This is a genomic window from Fodinibius halophilus (genome assembly GCF_011059105.1).
In the GTDB taxonomy this organism is placed as follows: domain Bacteria; phylum Bacteroidota; class Rhodothermia; order Balneolales; family Balneolaceae; genus Fodinibius; species Fodinibius halophilus.
Window position 1 is genome coordinate 74,667 of sequence record NZ_JAALLS010000018.1, and the last position, 22,005, is coordinate 96,671.

The window sequence follows — 22,005 nt, forward strand, 5'->3', positions numbered from 1 at the left end:
AACTCAATGCCCCTTGGAAACAAAACCCTGCTCAAGAACGCTTCCTTAATATAGCAGGTATGGGGACCGTTGTTTGCCAAATTCCTTTCTGGTCTTTTCCCAATTCTCGAGATACGTTTTCTCTTGTAGCTGGTCTAACAGCATTTTTTTATCGATACCACTTAACTTCTGCACAAAATCATTCAGCTCTGCTTCCGGTGTAGCATCCAGCATAACAGCAAGCAGGGTCGTCCCAAACAAAACGGGATCAAATCTTGTAGGGTCAGTTATCTGAATTTCTACTCCATGACATCTTTCGTCTTCAAAATCAGGGTGTCTGGCTTTACCGGGTATAGCTTGAGGTGTAAAAGAGATACGTTCGACATTTATTCCTGAAAAGGAGCGGCGGAGCCTGGCAATATGCCCGGAGTTCAATTTGGTGCCGGGCGCCCCAATTTTAAGAAATGGATCTGAAGTGCCCCGGCCTTCCGAAATATTTACTCCTTCAAAAAGCACAGTCCCCAAGTAAACGAAACCGTGCTCAAAAGTAGGCAGGTTAGGCGATGGCGGAATCCATTGCAAGCCTGTTTGGCGCCAGCGCATCGAACGCTCCCACCCTTTCATCGGAATCACCTTTACTTCAGCTTCATTAGCATTTTTTATCCATTGCTCTGCCACCATCATTTTAGCCAGCTCTCCCAACGTCATTCCATGCACCATAGGGATGGGATAGCGCCCCACAAAAGACTGATGCTCTTTCTGCATCATCCACCCTGAGATAAGTTCTCCCCCTGCCGGGTTCGGACGATCGAGCACCCATACGGGCACATCTTGCGGTGCTGCTGCCGATATAATATTACCCAAAGTCACATTATAGGTGTAAAAACGACCTCCCACATCCTGCATATCAAAAAGTAAGAGATCTACTTTTTCCAACATTTCAGGGGTGGGTTTCTTTGTCTCTCCATACAGTGAAAAGACAGGTAAGCCGGTAGCTTGATCTACTCCATCCTCTATCTTCTCCCCTGCTCCCACATCGCCCCGAAAACCGTGTTCGGGAGCAAAAAGAGCCGTGACATTCACATCGCTGGCTAACAGCGTATCAAGCATATGAGACCCTTTCACGCGGGCTGTGGGATTCATCACTAATCCCACTCGCTTTCCCTCAAGCTCATAAAGGTGCTCCTCAAGCAATACTTCAGCACCTACTTTTACCGAAGATTCAAATTGTGAAAAGCTGCATGTTACAGTAAACAGACTAAGAATCACACAAGCTAAAAGGGTAGATTTATGCATAAATGATATCTCACTAAATTATTGTGATTATAGTAACAGCATTTGGTCAACGTAATATTCACTCACTCCAGCCTATCACCTTTTGTATCCTTGGCAGGCCCATTTAAACAACAGCCCGAAAAATTGCTATTTTCCTATAGGATACCCCATAAAAAAGAAAAAGGTCATCCAAAAAATGGATGACCTTTTTTAAATAGCTTTATGCTTTATTAGCCACAACTTCTGCCTCGGTAAAGAAATAGTTGGCTTCTTTTATACCATTTTCTACAGAATCAGAACCGTGAATAATATTTTCACCTACACTATCAGCAAAATCAGCACGGATTGTTCCTTCTTCAGCTTCACTGGGGTCGGTAGCACCAATAAATTCTCGAAAATCTTCAATAGCATTTTCCTTTTCAAGTATCATAGGTACACAAGGGCCGCTGCTCATAAATTCGCAAAGCTCATCATAAAAAGGACGCTCTTTATGTACCGCATAAAAACCACCCGCTGTATCTTTAGTCAAGCGCGTCATTTTCATAGCAACAATATCAAAACCGGCTTCCTGGATACGTTGCGTTACTTCTCCAATCAGTTCTTTTCGTACACAATCCGGTTTTAGGATAGTTAATGTTCGTTCTACAGCCATAATTAATTAAAAAATTTGTAACAATTAACGATTTCGTTTCTCTTGTAAGTAAAGGACGCTAAATATAAGGCTTCCAGCGCTAATTAACGAAGTAATTTGGAAGCTAATAATGCTGTTTAATAAAATCAGGGATCTATGTTCTCGCAACCCATGGATATATCGTGGCAATGGCACATAAGTGCTCTCCCAGAGGAGATATGGCCATTTATATCTGATACGAACAGATTGTTCAAAGATATCGGGCGTCCCAGTATACAAGAAACGGATATCAGCCAAACCGTTGAACCCGGCTTTGCCCAACTTTCTTATAATCGAATAAATCGCTACGAAGTATGGGAAGAAGAACCCTATGAGTGGGAATACCCATTCCATTTTGGGGTTGTGCGGCACTACCAGGCGGGGGCATATAAAGATATAGAAATTCAGCTAACACTCCAGCCCAACGACTACGGCACCCTTCTGAACTTACAGTTTCAAATTACTCCCCGAATGCCACTGATGTCGGCATTCAATACGCTTAAATTTAAAACATTGATTAAGCGTAATATAAAAAACACTCTTTTACGATATGATGAGCTGGCCCTCCAGGAAATACGACCATATCAAAGGGCTACCAAAGACAAGCTCCCTCGCAGTGGCAGAAAGCGACTTAAACAACTCTTAAAAGAACTCCACAATAGCGAAGTCGATGCATCTATACTCAATCGAATTGTTAAGTATATTAGAAAAGCAGACGACCTGCAGCTTAAGCGCATTAGACCCTATGAGTTGGCGGATTTTTGGGATCTACCCAGGCAAGATGTTCTTAAAGTGTTTATACATGCTACAAAAACCGGTTTACTAACATTTAACTGGGATCTATACTGCCCTCACTGTCGTACTATCCAGCATTCGGTAAAAACGCTGAGTCAAATTCATGAACCTATCCACTGTAACGATTGCGATACCAATTTCAGCGTAAACTTCAATAAGACCATTCAGCTGAGCTTTCGTCCCCATCCCCTTATTCGAAAAGTAAAAGACGAACAGTATTGTAACCGGGGACCGCAATCTCGACCTCACATCTTTGTGCAACAGTATCTGGCTCCCAAAGAAAAACGATTTTTAAAAACTAAACTGCCCACTGGACAATATATTCTTCGATCAAATAAAAGTGACGGACATGCACTTATTACCGTCAAAAAGAATTCAAGCAATACGGTCCTGATATCTCTACAAGAAGAAGGGTTTAACGGCGAACAAGTTAACATAAGCTGCGAACCAAACTTGAGCTTGAAAAACAATACTTCAGAACCTCAGTTATTCATGCTCGAACGCAAACAGTGGAAGAAAAATGGTGTGAGTGCTGCCGAAGCTACCTCTTCACAACTATTCCGCAACCTTTTTGCCGATGAAGTATTGCGAAAAGGCGAGAAAATTTCTGTGGATAATCTTAGCCTGATGTTTACCGATCTGTTTGATTCAACCGGTATTTATACTGAAGAGGGAGACAGTCAGGCTGTATCTCAAATGATTGATCACTTTGAAATTCTACAAGAAGCCATTGCAGATCATAACGGAGCGATCGTTAAAACAATCGGCGATTCAGTAATGGCGGTCTTTTGCAAACCAGAAGATGCTTTTCGGGCCTACCTAGGTGCTCAAAAGATGCTCTCATATGATGAGCGTTTTGACGATCACCTGCAACTCAAAGCCGGTATACATCACGGTAGTTGCGTAGCTGTCAATCTTAACAGCCGTATCGACTACTTCGGCTCCACCGTTAATATTGCCTCGCGCTTTGTTGACCTGGCATCCGGAAATGAGGTTATACTCTCCGAAGATACCTTTTCAAAAGCGGAACTACAGTCGATGCTCAAAAAGTCCGGTCACATAAGTTCTGTTAAAAACTTGAGCACCCAGCTAAAAGGTTTTCAAAGCAAACCCTTTGCTATTAAGAGTATCACAATTGAAGACACTCCCCTCCGTCTTGCCGTATCAAAAGCAGCAAGTTAAATTATCGCTTGAGAGCCACTCTTACTTACAGTAGCTTACCCCCTTCTATTTGCTGACAATCAGCTAATACATTAATTCCTATTACCACTATTAAACTCACAGATGAATGAGTAATAAAGACACAACTAAGCAGCCCGTTGCTCCCGGTTCCAAAAAGATGAAAAAACAAAAGAATATTGCTCTAATTGCACACGACCATCGAAAAAATGATCTTATTGACTGGTGCGATTTTAATAAAGGCTCACTTTCAAAGCATAACCTGTTCGGCACCGGCACAACAGGCAAACTAATTTCTGAACAAATAGGACTAGAGGTGACTCGTTTCAATAGCGGTCCCCTCGGAGGCGATCTCCAGATTGGTGCCTCTATTTCAGAAAATGAAATAGATATGATGATCTTCTTTTGGGATCCCCTGCGTGCACAACCACATGATGTGGATGTAAAAGCACTGCTGCGTATTGGCGTATTGTATAACATCCCTATGGCTTGCAATCGGTCGTCCGCTGATTTTCTTATCTCTACCGACTTGATAGATGAGGAATATGACCGCTTTATTGTAGATTACAGTGAAAGGTTCACCAAAGATGTCGATAACAGTTAAATGGCAGATTCCCCTGATACTCCCACAAACCGCTTAGCTCAAGAATCCAGCCCCTATCTGCTGCAACACGCTGATAACCCCGTAGACTGGTATCCCTGGGGCGAAGAAGCTTTTGAAAAAGCGCGCCGCGAAGATAAACCGGTGCTCGTATCAATAGGATACGCCACCTGCCACTGGTGTCATGTGATGGCCCATGAATCATTTGAGGATGAAGAGATAGCCTCTCTGATGAACGAGGTATTCGTGAATATTAAAGTGGACCGCGAGGAACGACCTGATATTGACAATACGTATATGTTGGTTTGCCAGATGATGACAGGAAGCGGGGGCTGGCCGCTAAATGTATTCCTCACTCCCAATAAAGAACCCTTCTATGCCGCCACTTACATTCCCCGGCAGGGTCGTCATGGCCGCCCGGGTATGCGTGAACTTATCCCCTGGATTTCGGAACTTTGGAACAATGAGCGCGAGAAGATCACTTCCTCTTCTGAACAGATAATCAACGCCTTTAAAAAATCCACTACTTTTGAATCTGGTGAGCGCTTAACAGAAGAAACTCTCAGTAAAGTCGTTCAGCAATACCAACAACAGTTTGATAAGATCCATGGAGGATTTGGCACTTCCCCCAAATTTCCGAGTCCGCATAACCTCATGCTGTTATTACGGTATTCTAAACAGTTTAGTGATAACACCTCCCTACAGATGGTTGAAAAAACGCTCACTCAGATGCGTCGCGGTGGCATTTTTGACCATATAGGGCTGGGCTTTCACCGCTATGCTACAGATCAAGAGTGGTTGGTACCGCATTTTGAGAAAATGCTTTATGACCAGGCGATGTTGATGGTTGCCTATACTGAAGCGTGGCAAGCCACCGGCAAAGAGCTTTTCAGGCAAACGACACATGAAATTGCCCGCTATGCAGATCGTAAAATGCGGAATGCTAAGGGCGGATTCTATTCTGCTGAAGATGCTGACAGTGAGGGCGAAGAAGGCAAATTTTATGTGTGGACGATAGACCAAGTTCGGGAGGTGCTGCCTACCCCAGAAGCAGAACTTGCCATAGAAGTTTTTAACCTAACCGAAGAGGGTAATTATAACGATGAAGCCACAGGCCAACGTACGGGTAAAAACATCCTACACCTCAATTCATCAATAGCTGAACTTGCCCACGAACGTGATATGCCGGTAGAACAACTGGAAACTTCACTGGAATCGATACGACAACAACTTCTTGAGGTCCGCCAAGACAGAACGCATCCCCTGCTGGATGACAAAATTCTGACGGACTGGAATGGTCTGATAATGGCCGCCCTGGCCAAAGCTGGTCGTGCTTTTAAAAATGATCAATGCATCAAACAGTCTGAGGATTGCTGGAATTTTATTGTATCGAATATGATTGCCGGGGATAAACTTAAGCATCGATACCGAAATGGTGAGGTCGCTATTGATGCCCATGCCGATGATTTTGCTTTCCTTATCTGGGGACTTATAGAACTCTATGAAGCCACCTTTAAAACAAGCTACCTTCAAAAAGCAGTATCGCTCAACAAGCAATTTATTGACAAATTCTGGGATACAGGTAACGGCGGATTTTACTTTACCTCAGAAGAGGGTGAAGAGTTATTGGGCCGTAAAAAAGAGATATACGATGGAGCAATGCCCTCCAGCAATTCTGTTGCAATGCTAAACTTACTTCGATTAGGGCGTCTAACCGGAAATACCCGCTGGGAAGAGATGGCAGATCAATGTAATAAGCTCTTTTCCTCTGACATTAAGAAAGCACCTACCGGATTTGGCCATGCCTTACAAAGTGTCTCTTACAGTTCAGCAAGCTCGAAAGAGATCGTTATCGTTGGGGAAAAAGATCATGCGGTTACGCAGCAGATGCTCAAAGAACTGAACAGCCGATTTCTACCTCAGTCCGTAGTATTGCTTAAAGAACCGGGAGATCAAGAGATAACAGATATTGCTTCCTTTACCACAGAATTTGAGATGAAAAATGGCAAACCCACAGCCTATGTATGCCAGAATTATAGCTGTGAGCTACCCACAAACTCCCCTGAAAAGATGCTGGATCTTCTCAACCGGTAACCAACTATCCTCCTATTCTTTCTTTAATCTTATTGACGTTACCGTTGGTGGCGCGCCATATCGAATGGGACCCAGCGTAAAACCAAGTCCATTATTAATATGGATGGGAAGCGCTCCTTCCCGGTATAAGCCACTCACATATTGCGTTTCCCGTTCAGCCGCTGAAAAACTCATTCCGAGAAAAGGAACGTGGATCTGTCCGCCGTGCGTATGGCCTGCTAACATCATATCATAGTTATTTTGCCGGGCATTGGTTATTAAATGATCTTCTACCTGATGGGAGCCCAAAATCTTTACGGATGCTTCCGGCAGGTTATGAGTGAGAGAATCCACAGTTTTAGGATTAGAAGCTTTGCTATATACTTCGGTAACGCCTGTTATTGCAAGTGAATCACCGGTATCTAATTTGATGGTATAATTCTCATCCCTTAACAAAGTAACTCCCTCTTCCTCTAATGCGTTCTCAACAGTATTGGTGCCCGCCCAGTAATCGTGATCCCCAACCACAGCTACGGTACCATAGGTTGCTTTCGCCTTACCCAGTTCACGAGCAGCCATCGAAATAAAATCAGTGCCGTATGAAATAAGATCGCCCGTAAAAATAATAAGATCGGGATTTTGGCGATTCACAACATCAATATAGTTGGCTATCTCATCTCTGCCGGTATACTCATCACCCTGAATATCGGAGATGTGTACTATTTTGAAATCTTCCAGCGATGGAGGCAAGCCTTTAATTGCCAGTGATCGGGAATCAGTTCTAACACGAGTGGTGTCTTGGTACATCTTCCATCCAACAAAAATGAAGACTATTATAATAACCCCTGCTATAAACCGGGGATACCATTGCTCTACCGCCTTGTATGAAGATGACAACAACCGACTGCCAAACTTCAAGAGATCTGCTACCAACACCCATGTAACCAGTTGAAACACGAATATCAGTCCAAACCAAAACCAATAGGCTAATATTTTTGGGTAGCCCAGCAGGTCAATACTTCCTGTAGTGTAAAAGTCGATCGCACCAACCAAGGGAAATAGATAAAAAGAGCACAATACTAAAGGCATCAACCATTTTAGAAAAGCAAGGTGCTTGCCTCCTTTTTTAAGTATATTAAACAATCGGAAACATAAATAAAGAGCTGCAGGCGCCATCAGAGCTGACACCAATACCGTCATTTTAAGTAACCAGGGCACAATTCAAATTGTTCAAAAGTTCTTATTATATTCTCGATGGATTAGCCTAATGGAATTTAGGGATTCAACCAAATTAATATTGTTATAAATCTGCTTCGTAACTATTTGCGTAGTTTAATAATGAGATAACAACGTGTTCATATTCAACTTACTTGCTACCATCGGAAAACTGTCTCATGGCGGCTCCGATGATGAAGTACAACTAATGAAACGCATACAGTCGCGTGATGACGAGGCTCTCGAAGAGCTCTATGACCTTTATAAACGACTGTTGTTCAGTATGGTTATTTCCATTGTTAAGAAAAAAGAAGAAGCGGAGGATCTGCTTCAGGAAATATTTGTTAAAATTTGGAATAAGGCTGAATCCTTTGACCCGGACCGTGGTAATGTGTATAGCTGGATTGTTACCCTGGCTCGTAATCAAGCAATTGATCGCATTCGTTCTAAAGGATATAAAACACAGAAGAAACAGTCTGTCAGTATTCACGAACCACTATTTTCGCTTGAAGGTGATAAGCATGACCCTATGGAGACAACGATCTTTTCAGATCGTGCCGAACTCGTAAAAAAAGCTTTGGAGAAGATCCCGGAAAAACAAAGTGAGGTCATAAAAATTGCATACTACCGGGGCTTGACCCAGTCGGAAATTTCCGACCAGCTAGACATCCCGCTGGGAACGGTAAAAACCCGAACCCGACAGGGAATGATAAAACTGAAACGTATTTTAGGAGAATTTATATCAACTGATGGCTAACCAACAAACACATAGCGATAAATTTGAAGAGCTTTGTGCCGGCTATGTCCTCCATGCACTTGATGAGGAGGAACGCAAAGAGTTTGAGCAGATGCTGAGTGAAGCTTCTGATGAAGAACGAACGCTTTACCAGGAAATGTGGTCGGCAGCAAACCAGCTGGCATTTACTTTTGAACCCAGCGAACCTTCGGCTGACCTTAAGGATCGGCTGATGGCTGAAATACGCGCTCAAGATGACCAATCTAAAGCTAAAGATACAGACAGTAATATTAGTTCAATTGATGACACACCTGATACCGATGATGAGGGTTTCAACTGGTCGGCATTTGCAGTAGCTGCTTCTTTTGCGCTCATCGTTGTGAGCCTGAGCCTGATTTTCTACTCTTTTAATTTGAGTTCTACCATCTCAGAAAAAGAAAAAATTATTGCCAGTAAAGAGACCACCATCACAGAGCTCAAAAATGAACTCCGACGTAAAGATGAGATGCTTTCGATTCTGGAAGCCCGGGATGTCGATTTAGTAATGATGGCCGGACTCGAAGTCAATCCCAATGGATATGGCAAGATTATCTGGAATGCAGAAAAGCAACAGGCGTTACTTCAAGTTTCCAACCTACCTGCCGTTCCCCAAGACAAAGATTATCAGCTTTGGTTAATTAAAGATAATAAACCCATTAGTGCCGGCGTATTTGCTGTGAACGATAAGAAAGACAAATTCTTTAAAATTGAAGAGATGGCCAAGGCTACTGAGCAGTCAGCAAATGCTTTTGCCGTAACCATGGAACCTAAAGGAGGAGTACCCCAACCTACCGGCGATATGTACCTGATGGGGAATGTGAATAAATAGTATTGAGATGGTGAGATATTGAGATTGTGAGATCCTCTATCAAAATAAAGGAAGACTCACAATCTCATATCTCAATACTCACAGTCTCACATCTCACCATCTCACAGTCTCACATCTCCTACTGCTCACTCATCTTTTGGAATAAGTAATCCTGGAAACTCAATACCTGTACACCAGAAGGTACCTTTACCATGGCCCGTGCTATTGAAGATTCATTGATATTAGAAGCTTCAAGGAGTGATTCCCTTTTGTTACCGTCATAACTTTCCATTCGAAGGGGGAAGTACTTTTCCTTAAACATTAGACTCATTGGGAAGTTATCAATGATAGTCTGAGTGCTTCCACTCCAGGGTTCAGCCAACATGCCCCAATTAACGTCTATATCTTTTGTCATCCATACCACCATATAGTCATCTTCCTTTGAGTCATCCCGGAAAATAAATTTTTCAGACTTATACCCTTTTATCGTCTTGGTCTCGCCGGTACGTTCATAGCTAATATCCTCTGATTTATCTTCGGCTTTTTCCTGAGTATTATCACCATTGTCGAACATATTCATCATCGATGTGATGTCCGACTTTGAAATCTTCAACACCTTGTCATCCCCTGTTAAGAAGACAAAATCTTTAAAGTCCAGACGTACCAATACGCCTTCGGTCTTTAATGAGCCCATGAACTCATATTCATTTTCTCCCTGTAGCAAAATTCGTTCAGGAGTTATAAACATGTTAAATTCATCCTTTTCATCTCGATCTTCTCCTTCATATTCGTATGAAGTATAGGTGATCTGTCCTTCGAACTGTGCTGAAACAGGCTGGGATAAACAGGCAACCATTAGCATGGCCGACAATAGATAACTTGCTTTTTTCATAGTAGAAAATAGATGTTCAAATTGAGTTTTTGGATATTTCTTTTACATGGTAAGTAAATGCAATGTTTCACGCTAATAAAAAAGCCTGCTCAAATTAATGAACAGGCTTGAATAACGAGGGATAATAAATAAAATTATGCTTCTTCCAGCAAGACATCTGTATCCACATTAACTTTGTGAATCCAGCCGCCGCCTACAACATCATCTCCTTCATAGCATACCACGGCCTGACCCGGAGTAATAGCTTCACGGCCGGTAGGAAACTCAACCTGGATCTCATCTTCTCCAAGTTGCTTGAGCGTTCCTATAACTCCGTCATCGTTGTAGCGAATTTTACCCGTAACTTCCATCTCTCCATCGGGTACTTCGCCATACTTGCTCAGGTTGATGTTCTTTGCTCGGCAGGTAGTACTTACCAGATCTTTCTTTTCTCCTATCGTAATAACATTTGTTTCAGGATCTATATCTGTAACATACACACGCTTACCGAGTGCCAAGTCTAGACCTCGGCGCTGTCCAATAGTATAGAAGGGGTAGCCTTCGTGCTCCCCAACAACATTTCCTTCCTGATCTATAAATTTGCCGCCTTTCACACGTTCTTCTAAACCATCAACACGATCTTTCAAGAAACGGCGATAGTTATCATCAGGCACAAAACAGATCTCGTAGGAATCGGGCTTGTCGGCTACTTTCGTAAGGCCAAACTCTTCAGCCATATCACGGATCTCTGTTTTTTCGTAGCTACCAAGGGGAAAAATTGTGCGCGCCAAATGCTTCTGTTCTACGCCCCAAAGAGCGTAAGACTGGTCTTTTTTGGGATCCAATCCCTTGGAAATAACATATCGCCCATTTTCTTCTCGCACATTCGCATAATGTCCAGTAGCGATATAGTCGCACCCCAGATTATCGGCACGTCGTAACAGTGCGGCCCATTTAATATGGGTATTACACAATACACAGGGGTTGGGCGTGCGGCCACTCATATAGTCATCTACAAAACGATCGATGACCCAGTCGCCGAATTCATCACGGATATCCACGATAAAGTGCTTGAATCCGTGTTCTACTGCAATTTGGCGGGCATCATTCATAGACTCCAGCGTACAACAGCCTGTCTCTTTATCAGACTTTCCGCCTACGCGGGAGTAATCCCACGTCTTCATCGTAATTCCGATGACATCATAACCTTGTTCTTTGAGCATAACTGCTGCCACGGAAGAATCTACTCCTCCACTCATAGCAACTAATACTCGACCTTTACTACTCATAACAGATTGGATTTGAAAAATATAACTAACCTTCTAAAAATAAGGTTTTTTTATGTAAATCGTATGAAGGAAGGGGAAAAAGATTTACAGTAGGTACGAAGGGCTATAAAAGAACCATTACATATACAGATAAGGTTTCCAATCTTCTGCCACACTGCCAATAAGTGACTGCAGAAAAGTGATATGAATAGGACGAAATGGTTTCCTGCCAAGCGGCATATCTGCTTCATCAGGAGTTCGATTCCCTTTCTCCACGTTGCATCTGTCACAAGCTGTTACAAGGTTTTCCCATGTATCTTTACCGCCCCTGCTCTTGGGCAATACATGATCAATAGTAAGGTTGTGTGAGGAACCACAATATTGACAGGTCTTGGCATCACGCTTCATAATATTATGGCGCGACAGAACAATTTTATTATATGGGATATTGATATAACGACGCAGACGAATTACGGAAGGATAATCGTAATCCTCAGAAACCGTTCGAAGTTTACGCTCAGGATAATCATGCAGCATTTCTGCTTTATCAAGAAAAAGCAGCTTGATAGAGCGATGAACTGAGCATACGCTTAACGGTTGATAATCTTTATTTAAGACCAGCACGCGTGCATCCATAACAATGCATTTTTTAAGTAACGGTCAAAACATTGTATTACAAAAAAAGACTTTAGAGTGTTGAATCAACATTAAATTTTATTGAAATGCAACACCCATAGGTAGTATAGGGGGGGATACTAACACTTTCTTAACAATCTTTTTCCAACGCTGATAAAAAAAACAGCTCTAATTGTTTCTCCATTCATTTATAATCCACTTTTATGCACTTCTACGGACGATTTTTCACATTTCCCATTTTCCCACAAAACAGTGAAAAATTTTGCTTATATCATCTCCTAATTTTTCATAACTTTCGGCTTCTTATTGATGGGATTGTTCCAGAATAATCGTAATATCAATCCTGCTATAAGATACGCTAAATAACAGATTTTTTAACCCTTTATGCCCTATAATAAAAATATGTACACAACTGGCTATTATAAAGAGCCCGGTCCAAAGCTCGATGAGGAATCCCCTTTTGAATCAATGATGGAACGGTTTCGGTTTGCAGCTGAAGTCCTCGAACTAAACGAAGGAATGTTTCAATATCTGGCCAGTCCTGCCAAGCAGGTTACGGTATCGGTCCCAATTATGATGGACTCTGGCGAAATAAGAGTTTTTGAGGGATATCGTGTAATTCATAACAACCTGCTGGGGCCTTCTAAAGGAGGTATTCGTTATGCACCGGATGTTACCTTAGAAGAAGTAAATGCCTTAGCAGCATGGATGACCTGGAAATGTGCTATTGTGGATGTCCCTTTTGGCGGTGCCAAAGGTGGTGTTCGATGCGACCCTAAAGATCTTTCAAAAGGCGAACTTGAACGCTTAACCCGTCGATACACGGCAAACATGCTTGAAGTGTTCGGGCCCGACCGTGATATCCCCGCCCCCGACATGAATACTGATGAACAAGTAATGGCATGGGTAATGGATACCTATAGCATGAACGCTCACAAAACTGAAACGGCCGTTGTTACCGGCAAACCTATTCTGCTGGGTGGCTCTCACGGACGTAAAGAAGCAACGGGGCGCGGTGTTGTAACCGTTACCTTAGCTGCTCTCAACAAAGTGGGGCTTCTGCCTAATAAATGCTCTGTTGCCGTGCAAGGCTTTGGAAATGTAGGATCTGTCAGCGCCAAGCTCATGTACGAGCAAGGAGCTAAGGTTATTGCTATCAGTGATATTTCAGGCGGATACTACAATGAAAATGGGATCAATATTCCCGAAGCGATGGAGTATGCAAAGAATAACGATAACTCACTTGAAGGATATTCGGAAGCAGAAAAAATTACTAATGAAGAACTGCTTCAGCTGGAGTGTGATGTGCTTATTCCTGCTGCTAAAGAAGATCAAATTAACCGTGATAATGCTTCGGGCATTAATGCCCGTATTATCGCCGAAGGGGCAAATGGTCCCGTAACAGCGAATGCCGACTCTATCCTTGAGGATAAAGGTATTATGGTAGTACCCGATATCCTGGCAAACGCAGGCGGTGTAACCGTTTCCTATTTCGAATGGGTGCAAGATCGCCAGGGATACTTCTGGACTGAAGAACGAGTAAACCGTCGCCTCAATCGCATGATGCGTAATGCTTTCGACAATCTCTTTGAAACACGCGAAAAGCATGATATCACCCTGCGCCAGGCAGCCTATGTATTTGGTATTAACAAGGTGGCCATGACCCTGAAAATGCGCGGCCTATACGCTTAATTTAATATCAAGCATCCCCACCAATTCCGGGGATGCTTTTCTTTTTTAAGCTCATTACTTATGTCCGGATCCAGCGAAAAAAAACTTGTTCTTAGCTCTTCCTTTGACCAGATGGAACGAGTACCTCCTTTTGTAGAAGAGCTTAGAAGCTGGGCTAACCTGAGTGACGATGATTTTAACCGAATTATGCTGACGCTCAGTGAAGCCGTAAATAACGCCATTGTTCACGGTAATGATCAAGACCCTTCCAAAAATGCCTATATCACTGTTAGTCTCGATAATAGGACGCTTTCAATCTCCGTGAGAGATGAAGGCAATGGTTTTAATCCAGATGAAATCCCCGATCCCCTAAAAGAAGAAAACCTGCTCAATGAAGGGGGGCGCGGCATTTACCTTATGGAACAATACGCCGATGACATCCAATTTGCAGACCACGGACGCCAAGTTACTGTTACCTTCCACTTAGATAACTGATATTTGCTCCCGGTGCTGATACAGACACCACTTTAGCCCGTTCCCCGATTGCTTTAATTGACATGGAGTATAGTATGTACTTGTCCTCTGGCGGAAGGACAGGAGGATTGACTATCCGTAGTATCGAATGACTACCCTTCATAGGTCAGCCAGTCTATGCAAGGAGATTGCCGCGTCGTCCCGCCACCCCACGGCACTCCTCGCAATGACAGCCGTTGGTTTTAAGAAACAAAAAAGCAGTGTCACTGCGCCGTGCTCCGTTTTACGGTGAGGGATTCCGGTGGTTTTTCGGAAGACCGTGGCAGTCTCCCATTCTTAGCTCGCGAAGTGCACCAAAGTCATACCTACGCCAAAGGCTTCGGTAGATTTCCCCTAGCGTAGGTGTGCGTAGGATCTAAAAGGCAAGAATAAGTCCCTTCCAATTAAAGGGATGTCCATTTTTTGTCAGCAAAAAATAGACGAAAAAACTGCTGGGGGAAAGCTAGATTGTGATCTTTTTGCAGCTCTAAAGCAGGGACTGCTCTTCCTCATTAGTCATTGTCCTAAAACATTTTTCCCAAGCTTTCGCCCCAGACCCCCGATTTAAAAACCAACTCACTAAATTGAAAAAATTACATCAAAAGCAATGTCAACCCGAGCCTTGTCGAGGGATCTCCTTGAATAGGTTCAATAACTCCCATCCCTCGTCGGGCGGCTGGGGCCGCCGTCCGAGGAATGAAAGAAGCACCATCAGGAGAAACCCACCTTGGAGGAGAATGACAGGAGGATTGGGCATTCGTATTATCGAATGGCTCCCCCTCATAGATCAGCCCCTTGCTCCCCGGAGATTGCCACGTCGTGCCAATCGTGCTAAGCTGACCCACCCTTGTTCCCTCCCTGCAAGCATGGAGGGAGACGTTATTTTGAGGATTGCGTTAGTAACAGCATTACAGCCGTTGGTTACAAAAGTAAAAGCAATGTCATCCCGCGGTGCCCTATTTTACGGCTCAGCATAGCCGTAGGATATCAGGAAGAAGTTCGCAAACTAATACCCTGATACTGCTACTAGTTTGTCAGGAAGCAATAAATAGCCCCACAGGTCATTTCGAACCGCGGGCCATCGGTGAGAAATCTCATCCGGTTCCATGGCACATTTTTAGACAATTAAGTAACAACGTTTCAAGGTGTGGGAATGGCACGTGAACTTTTCAAGACTTCCTCATTGGAAAGAAACCTGTCCGCCCACTGGCACAGGACGTGTCTGCCGAACGGCGGAAGGACAGGAGGATTGGGCATTCGTATTATCGAATGGCTACCCCTCATAGATCAACCCCTTGCTCCTCGGAGATTGCCACGTCGTGCCAATCGTGCTAAGCTGACCCACCCTTGTTCCCTCCCTGCAAGCATGGAGGGAGACGTTATTTTGAGGATTGCGTTAGTAACAGCATTACAGCCGTTGGTTAAAAAAGTAAAAGCAATGTCATCCCGAGTGAAGCGTAGCGGAATCGAGGGATCTCCCTTAAGAGGTTCGCGTAGTATCTAAGGATCCACTCAGATAATTGTATTAGTAGCAGATCGACATACCACCTTGATCATCCGTCTTGTACTATCCCAAAGCGTTGTCCCGAACTCCCGTTAAAACCACCCAAACCCTTGTCATCCTGTACCATGTGCTGAGTTTATCGGCCGAAGCTTTAGCACAGGTTGGCTCAGCGAAGTATCTCTTTTCAGGATCTCCTTCGAAAGCTCTCATATATCAAATAAAAAAGACGGTGAGCAATTCACCGCCTCTCAAAATAAAAATATATGTATTGCAGCTTACACTTGTGCTTCCAGCTGCTTTTTAAGCTGAGCCTTCGGTACAGCACCTACAATCTGATCTACTACTTCACCATCTTTAAAGATAAGCAAAGAAGGGATACTGCGGATTCCATACTTAGTTGAGGTTTCCGGGTTGGAATCAACATCCACCTTACCCACCTTCGCTTGTCCTTCAAATTCTCCGGCGAGTTCTTCTACAACAGGTCCAACCATTTTACACGGACCACACCATTCTGCCCAAAAGTCAACAAGCACAGGTTTGCCCGAATCGGCATTCAAAACCTCATCTTCAAAAGAATCATCCGTAAGTTCAAGAGCTTTACTCATATCAACACCTTCTTCTACATTAAATTAACTAGTTATCTAAAAATCATTCTGCGACAATATCGCATAAAGCGAATAGATTATCACATCGTTTTTTACTATTGAACGGATTACCATTACTTATCTTACCTTCCGCCGTTCTTAGAACGATCAAGAGCCACTGCATCCTCGCCCACAATAGATTTTAAGCCACTTAAAAGCTCTTCGTTGGGATCTACAACGAATTTACGCACATGCATCTTAAACGGCCGCTTAGCCTCTTTACTCAACACATTAAAACTTACATTGGTTTCTCCCTGGTTCTGCTTAAAGAGTTCAGCCATTTCTTGCAGATCACTTTCAGATATATAGTTTGTATCAATATTAAGCTTAAGTTCTATTTGATCCTGATATTTTTCTCTCATACTCTCAATCCGTTCAAAACTATTGGCAATAATCTGCAGCTTTCCACGGGATGAATCAAAGTTTCCATCCACCACAACGCGGGTATCTTCCTGAATCATCCCCAGGTTACTATCATACACATCATTAAACACCACTACTTCTACCACTCCCTGGCGATCTTCCATCTCCAGGAAAGCAAAAGGGCGACCTTTCTTATCCGTCACACGATTTACTTTCGTGATGATACCGGCAACCCGAACATTAGTCCGGTCATTGAGCTGTTCAAGCTCATCAGAGTTGAGGGTATGGGAACAGAAAATACGAACATCCTCCTTAAATTTATCCAGGGGATGTCCACTCAGATAGAAACCAATTAACTCACGCTCCTTGTTCAGCCGTTCGATGTTGGACCACCGTTGTACGGGTTCCAACGTCGGCTCATCAATAGCAGATGCACTATCCCCGCCATCCCCAAAAAGGTCCGACTGGTTAGAATCTTCCAGCTCCTGCACCCGCGACCCATAGCTGATAATAATCTCCATGTGCTGCAGCAGCTGATGCCGATTGGGATTCAGACAATCAAAGGCCCCGGCCTGAAATAAACTTTCCAGGGTTCGTTTATTACATAAGCGGGAATCGACACGACGTGCAAAGTCAAAAATGGACTCAAATTTCCCGTTCTCTTTCCGTTCTTCTACAATTTCCAGGATTGCATTGGACCCTACCCCTTTTATGGCTTCCATACCATACTGGATATGCCCGTCTACCGCCACAAACTTACCGGCTCCTGTATTAATATTGGGAGGATCTACCGTAATATTATTTCGGTTACACTCCTCAATAAACTTCGAGACCTTATCGATGTCTCCCATATTATGGCTCAACACCGCTGCCATATATTCGGCGGGATAGTTGGCCTTAAAGAAAGCCGTTTGATAAGCTACTACAGAATAGGCTGCCGAGTGCGATTTATTAAATCCATAATTGGCAAACTCGGCCATGATGTCGAAAAGCTCTTCGGCTTTTTCTTCATCAACCCCATTTTCGATAGCGCGAGTAGTAAAGATCTCGCGCTGCTTGTCCATCACCTTTTTCTTCTTCTTACCCATCGCCCGGCGCAGCAAATCCGCCTCACCGAGTGAGTAATTGGCAATCTTCTGAGCAGCCTTCATAATCTGCTCCTGGTAAATCATAATCCCATAGGTGGGCTTCAGCAGCTCTTCCAGGTCGGGATGTGGATACTCCACTTCGGTACGGCCATGCTTACGATCGATATATTCCGGAATAAACTGCATAGGGCCCGGACGATACAGGGCGTTCATGGCAATAAGGTCATCCAGCTCGGTAGGTTTTAACTGTTTGAGATACTTACGCATCCCATCCGACTCAAACTGAAAAGTCCCGATGGTATTCCCCTTTTGGTACAGCTCAAACGTCTTCTCATCATCTTCCGGGATCTCATCCAGCTCATAATGGACGTCGTGGTTCTCTTCTACATACTGTATCGCTGTTTTCAGGATCGACAGGGTCTTCAACCCCAGGAAATCCATTTTCAGCAGCCCGCACTCCTCGGCATGGGGACCGTCGTACTGGGTAATAAGTTCTTTATCCTTAGAAAGGGCCACCGGCACATACTCGCTAATTTCTCCCGGTGCAATAATAACCCCTGCGGCATGGATACCCGTCTGCCGCGCCGATCCTTCCAGAGTGCGAGCAAACCGCATCATCTTCTGAACCTGCGGATCCGGATGATCAAACAGCTGCTTTATGTCCTTGGCCGACTCCGGATTTTTTGACGGATCCAACACCTTATCAAAGGTATTAACACCCGGCTGATCGGGAAACATCTTGGTGATACGATCCACTTCTTCCAGCGGCACGCCCAATACACGCCCCACATCACGAATGGCCGTTTTGGCCTTCATCGTACCATAGGTAACAATCTGGGCTACCTTTTCCCGGCCATATTTTTCTACTACATAGTCGATAACTTCCTGGCGGCCGGTATCATCAAAATCGATATCGATATCCGGCGGACTTACACGCTCGGGATTCAGGAAACGCTCAAAAAGAAGATCATGCCGCAGCGGATCGATATTGATAATCCCCAGGCAATAGGCAATGATAGAACCGGCTGCCGAACCACGTCCCGGCCCCACGAATACGCCACGATTGCGTGCTTCTGTGGTAAAATCCTGGGTAATCAAGAAATACCCGACAAAATCCATTTCACTGATAATCTTGAGCTCCTGCTCAATACGCTGGCTTACCTGCTGGGTAACCTCGCCATACCGCTCTTTCGCCCCATCATAAGTGAGCTTCCGCAGATACTCATACATCGAGTCATATTCATCCGGGATACTGTAATGCGGCAGCAGCAGCTCAGAACTGAGATCAAGATCATCAACTTTTTCGATGATCTCGTTGGTATTATCGATCGCCGAGGGCAGATCGCTGAACAGCTCCTCCATCTCCCCCGGCGTCTTCAGATAGAAATCCGTATTCAGATTGTTATTATCATCTGTGAACCGAAACCGATTGGGATCATTAATATCTGCATTGGTCTGCAGGGCCAGCAAGATATCGTGTGCCTCAGAATCCTCCTCCTCTACATAGTGACAATCATTCGTTGCCACCATCTTTACGTTATATTCTTTCGCCCACTTCACCAGCACTTCGTTACACCGATCCTGATCAGCCAATCCGTGACGCTGCAGCTCGATGTAGTAGTCATCCCCAAAAACATTCAGATACCACTCAAAAAGTGCGCGCGCATCCTTTTCCTCCCCATTAATAATGGTTTGATTTATTTCACTTGCTATACAACAGGTAGTCGCAATTAACCCCTCGGCATGCTGGGCAAGCGTTTCTTTATCGATACGCGGTTTATAATACATGCCTTCGGTATATCCCAGCGAGCAAAGCTTCGAGAGGTTACGATATCCTGTCATATTCTTTGCCAACAGCACCTGATGATAGCGCGTCCGATCCTTCTTATCTTCCATCCCCGATGGGGTGATATAGAATTCACAACCGATAATCGGCTTTACATCATGCTTGTGTGCCTCATTAACAAACTCCGGCACCCCAAACATATTCCCGTGATCGGTAATGGCAATCCCGGGCATCCCATGTTTCTTGGATTTTTTAATAAGCTGGCTGATGCTCGCGGCACCGTCAAGCATGCTAAATTGTGTGTGATTGTGGAGATGTGAAAAGTTCATTCAGGCGGTTTGATTTGGATCTGATCTTGTGACAATAATACGATTCCTGCGTCACAATATTAAGGGCAGAATTGAGAATCTTTGGGTTCTGATAAATAACCCCATTGGGCTGTTTTAAACTCTTATCTTAAGGGAACTTTGCAAAACCGGGCATGTCATCTTATGCTTGGAATAGAACGGAGATTGGAAGACCTTCTATAAAAGGAAGGTTGGCTGCAACTCTTCATTCTGCCCCAGAGCTACAGAATGAGGCAGGAGTGAACGTCACACTTCACGGTTTACTACAACCCGGCATAACGAATTCTGTGTGGAGAACAGCAGGCGGTCAGGAGCATTTCGTACCGGTGATATTATCCCCCCAAGCAACTGATGAAAAGGACCATCGAAATGCTCCCGCCGAAGGTTTGGAGCGGGTTCAGAATTCTCAGCCGGTCAATTTTTTGGTTCGTTTTTTCTTGACTGAAAAATGGACATGCATTCTCTGGCAAACTCGTCGATTGTTTTACAGACCCACCCCGCCTCGTTCCTCGGCCCCCCTCCCCGGTAGGGGAATATTCTTTTACTTTTTTAATACTACGCAATCTTATTCGAAGAGAGACTTCAATAAGTCTCAACACAATGGTTCAGGATGATAAAAAATGGGCAACACAAACCTGTCACAAATAAAATCAAACTGACACCAATAGAAAATCAATCAAACGCCCCTTTTACAACCAAGGGGACCAACGCCAATGTCAGAGCCGGTGTTAAATAGCCGCCAATAGCATCCACTAAAATAAATCCAAATGATGCACCTGCTACTCCAATCAACAAAAACAGGTAGGTTAACATTGAAGCTATAAGATGTAACCCCATCAACATCCAGTAGTACCTCAACTCTGTAGTTACAAAAAGCAACACAAGTACCGCTATCAAAAAGAAAAAGCCGAACTCCGGCCTATAGGATAACTGCTTATCCTTTCCCCGAAACGAATACCTAATAATCACAGATTGATTTGAACTTACGATACTAAAAGAGGACTCATTATCCTGGAGATACTCAATCTGGGGATAAATGATATTTTGGGTAATCGCCAGGCGGGCCGGACGCCAAACCGAAAAGTAGATCAGTAAAATAACAATCCCCACTCCAAAACGGATCGCCAAGTACTGCCCCCACGCTCTTAATGTATTTCTATCAAAAGTAGCCATTAACCAATCAGTTATTTACCGCGACCTGTTGTTGCGAAGAATCAACAGAGCCATAGTTTGCCCATATCATCCACAAGACGAATATGACCATATAAAAGATGGCTGTTGTTGAATAATCGTGGGTAATACCAAACATCTTCGGCCAATACGCCTGGGTAATAGCGAGCGTAACAATTCGTGCAACATTGACCAAGTAGATAATACCAACCCCAAAGAAGATGAAAGCTATTCGCGAACTCCACTCTCCGGGGTAGGCCACTACAAAACCGATGAAAAGGCCGATAGCAGCAATACCGCTACACCCATCAGCAAGATAAATCCCCGCTGTTTCGTCGATACCAATAAGGCGCTCATAGGCAAAGAAATCATAATTCAGATAGTCAAGTATACCTGCCGATACGGATACAATATTAGTAGTCAGCCATGCATCCAAGCTACCTTCTGGCAATAGCCACAGTTCATAAATAAGATACCAACAGAAGTAGATCCCAATAACTTTGAGAACAAATTGCCCAACCTGTGATTTTAGCCAGTTCATTTAGATGAGTTGATTTCTTGTTTAGTTAAATATATCAGTTTGGAGGTAAGAGACGAAATAGAAAATAGCTTGAAAAGATATAATTCGTAATTCCCCTTTGAACCCTACGCGAACCTCAATAGAGAGATCCGTCATACGGCGGATAACATTGCTTTCACTTTGAGAAAGAATTTCCCTCCCTAAACTTTTAGGAGGGAACAAGCGAGCACACCGAAACTTTCTTGATCTACGAA

Annotated in this window: 18 protein-coding genes; 7 read left to right on the forward strand and 11 right to left on the reverse strand. The window is 43.8% G+C overall.

Annotated features, from left to right (window positions below; translation table 11 throughout):
- Positions 1 to 45 precede the first annotated feature (45 nt).
- Both G3569_RS13330 and ndk read right to left on the reverse strand, forming a co-directional pair.
- Positions 46 to 1,275, reverse strand: a complete 1,230-nt coding sequence (locus tag G3569_RS13330) for an exo-beta-N-acetylmuramidase NamZ family protein (protein WP_165269951.1) — start codon at positions 1,273 to 1,275, stop codon at positions 46 to 48.
- A gap of 199 nt (positions 1,276 to 1,474) precedes the next feature.
- Positions 1,475 to 1,906 (reverse strand): nucleoside-diphosphate kinase, encoded by a 432-nt coding sequence (ndk, locus tag G3569_RS13335; RefSeq protein ID WP_165269953.1) that lies wholly within the window; start codon positions 1,904 to 1,906, stop codon positions 1,475 to 1,477.
- A 135-nt stretch (positions 1,907 to 2,041) separates the two neighbouring features.
- Here ndk and G3569_RS13340 point away from each other — a divergent pair, with 135 nt between their 5' ends.
- From G3569_RS13340 to G3569_RS13350, 3 genes are all read left to right on the forward strand, one after another.
- On the forward strand, positions 2,042 to 3,901 hold the full coding sequence (locus G3569_RS13340; protein WP_165269955.1) for an adenylate/guanylate cyclase domain-containing protein: 1,860 nt from the start codon (positions 2,042 to 2,044) through the stop codon (positions 3,899 to 3,901).
- A gap of 157 nt (positions 3,902 to 4,058) precedes the next feature.
- The gene (locus tag G3569_RS13345) at positions 4,059 to 4,502 is read left to right on the forward strand and encodes a methylglyoxal synthase (RefSeq protein ID WP_165269993.1); all 444 of its coding nucleotides are present in this window, start codon (positions 4,059 to 4,061) and stop codon (positions 4,500 to 4,502) included.
- Entirely contained in the window at positions 4,503 to 6,593 is a 2,091-nt protein-coding gene (locus tag G3569_RS13350; protein ID WP_165269957.1) for a thioredoxin domain-containing protein, read from the forward strand.
- Between the two features lie 12 nt (positions 6,594 to 6,605).
- On the opposite strand, the gene G3569_RS13355 is transcribed toward G3569_RS13350, so the two are convergent.
- Complete coding sequence (locus G3569_RS13355) at positions 6,606 to 7,790, reverse strand: metallophosphoesterase (RefSeq protein WP_165269959.1); 1,185 nt, start codon at positions 7,788 to 7,790, stop codon at positions 6,606 to 6,608.
- Positions 7,791 to 7,923: 133 nt separating this feature from the next.
- On the opposite strand from G3569_RS13355, the gene G3569_RS13360 reads away from it, so the two are divergent.
- Together G3569_RS13360 and G3569_RS13365 are read left to right on the forward strand one after the other, a co-directional pair.
- Positions 7,924 to 8,544, forward strand: coding sequence for a sigma-70 family RNA polymerase sigma factor (locus G3569_RS13360; RefSeq protein ID WP_350356566.1), 621 nt, complete (start codon positions 7,924 to 7,926; stop codon positions 8,542 to 8,544).
- Positions 8,537 to 9,391: an anti-sigma factor gene (locus tag G3569_RS13365; RefSeq protein WP_165269961.1), complete on the forward strand. Its 855-nt coding sequence runs from the start codon at positions 8,537 to 8,539 to the stop codon at positions 9,389 to 9,391. Before G3569_RS13360 ends, G3569_RS13365 begins: the two co-directional genes overlap by 8 nt.
- A gap of 118 nt (positions 9,392 to 9,509) precedes the next feature.
- On the opposite strand, the gene G3569_RS13370 is transcribed toward G3569_RS13365, so the two are convergent.
- The 3 genes from G3569_RS13370 to G3569_RS13380 form a co-directional block, all read right to left on the reverse strand.
- Positions 9,510 to 10,262, reverse strand: a complete 753-nt coding sequence (locus tag G3569_RS13370) for a hypothetical protein (RefSeq protein ID WP_165269963.1) — start codon at positions 10,260 to 10,262, stop codon at positions 9,510 to 9,512.
- 134 nt (positions 10,263 to 10,396) lie between these two features.
- A complete protein-coding gene (mnmA, locus tag G3569_RS13375) occupies positions 10,397 to 11,530 on the reverse strand; it encodes a tRNA 2-thiouridine(34) synthase MnmA (protein WP_165269965.1) in 1,134 nt (377 codons plus the stop codon).
- Positions 11,531 to 11,647: 117 nt separating this feature from the next.
- On the reverse strand, positions 11,648 to 12,145 hold the full coding sequence (locus tag G3569_RS13380; protein WP_165269967.1) for an HNH endonuclease: 498 nt from the start codon (positions 12,143 to 12,145) through the stop codon (positions 11,648 to 11,650).
- A 384-nt stretch (positions 12,146 to 12,529) separates the two neighbouring features.
- Here G3569_RS13380 and G3569_RS13385 point away from each other — a divergent pair, with 384 nt between their 5' ends.
- Both G3569_RS13385 and G3569_RS13390 read left to right on the forward strand, forming a co-directional pair.
- Complete coding sequence (locus G3569_RS13385) at positions 12,530 to 13,837, forward strand: Glu/Leu/Phe/Val family dehydrogenase (protein ID WP_165269969.1); 1,308 nt, start codon at positions 12,530 to 12,532, stop codon at positions 13,835 to 13,837.
- 60 nt (positions 13,838 to 13,897) lie between these two features.
- A complete protein-coding gene (locus tag G3569_RS13390) occupies positions 13,898 to 14,311 on the forward strand; it encodes an ATP-binding protein (protein ID WP_165269971.1) in 414 nt (137 codons plus the stop codon).
- 1,797 nt (positions 14,312 to 16,108) lie between these two features.
- Here G3569_RS13390 and trxA read toward each other — a convergent pair.
- The 5 genes from trxA to G3569_RS18435 form a co-directional block, all read right to left on the reverse strand.
- Positions 16,109 to 16,438: a thioredoxin gene (gene trxA, locus G3569_RS13395; protein WP_165269973.1), complete on the reverse strand. Its 330-nt coding sequence runs from the start codon at positions 16,436 to 16,438 to the stop codon at positions 16,109 to 16,111.
- A 122-nt stretch (positions 16,439 to 16,560) separates the two neighbouring features.
- Positions 16,561 to 20,043 carry a DNA polymerase III subunit alpha gene (gene dnaE, locus G3569_RS13400; protein ID WP_165269975.1) on the reverse strand — a complete coding sequence of 1,161 codons (3,483 nt, stop codon included), beginning with the start codon at positions 20,041 to 20,043 and terminating at the stop codon, positions 16,561 to 16,563.
- Between the two features lie 690 nt (positions 20,044 to 20,733).
- Positions 20,734 to 21,234, reverse strand: a complete 501-nt coding sequence (locus tag G3569_RS13405) for a hypothetical protein (RefSeq protein WP_165269977.1) — start codon at positions 21,232 to 21,234, stop codon at positions 20,734 to 20,736.
- Between the two features lie 7 nt (positions 21,235 to 21,241).
- Positions 21,242 to 21,772, reverse strand: a complete 531-nt coding sequence (gene xrtX / locus G3569_RS13410) for an exosortase X (RefSeq protein ID WP_165269979.1) — start codon at positions 21,770 to 21,772, stop codon at positions 21,242 to 21,244.
- 21 nt (positions 21,773 to 21,793) lie between these two features.
- A partial coding sequence (locus G3569_RS18435) for a hypothetical protein (protein WP_205720206.1) occupies positions 21,794 to 22,005 on the reverse strand: 212 nt, incomplete at its 5' end.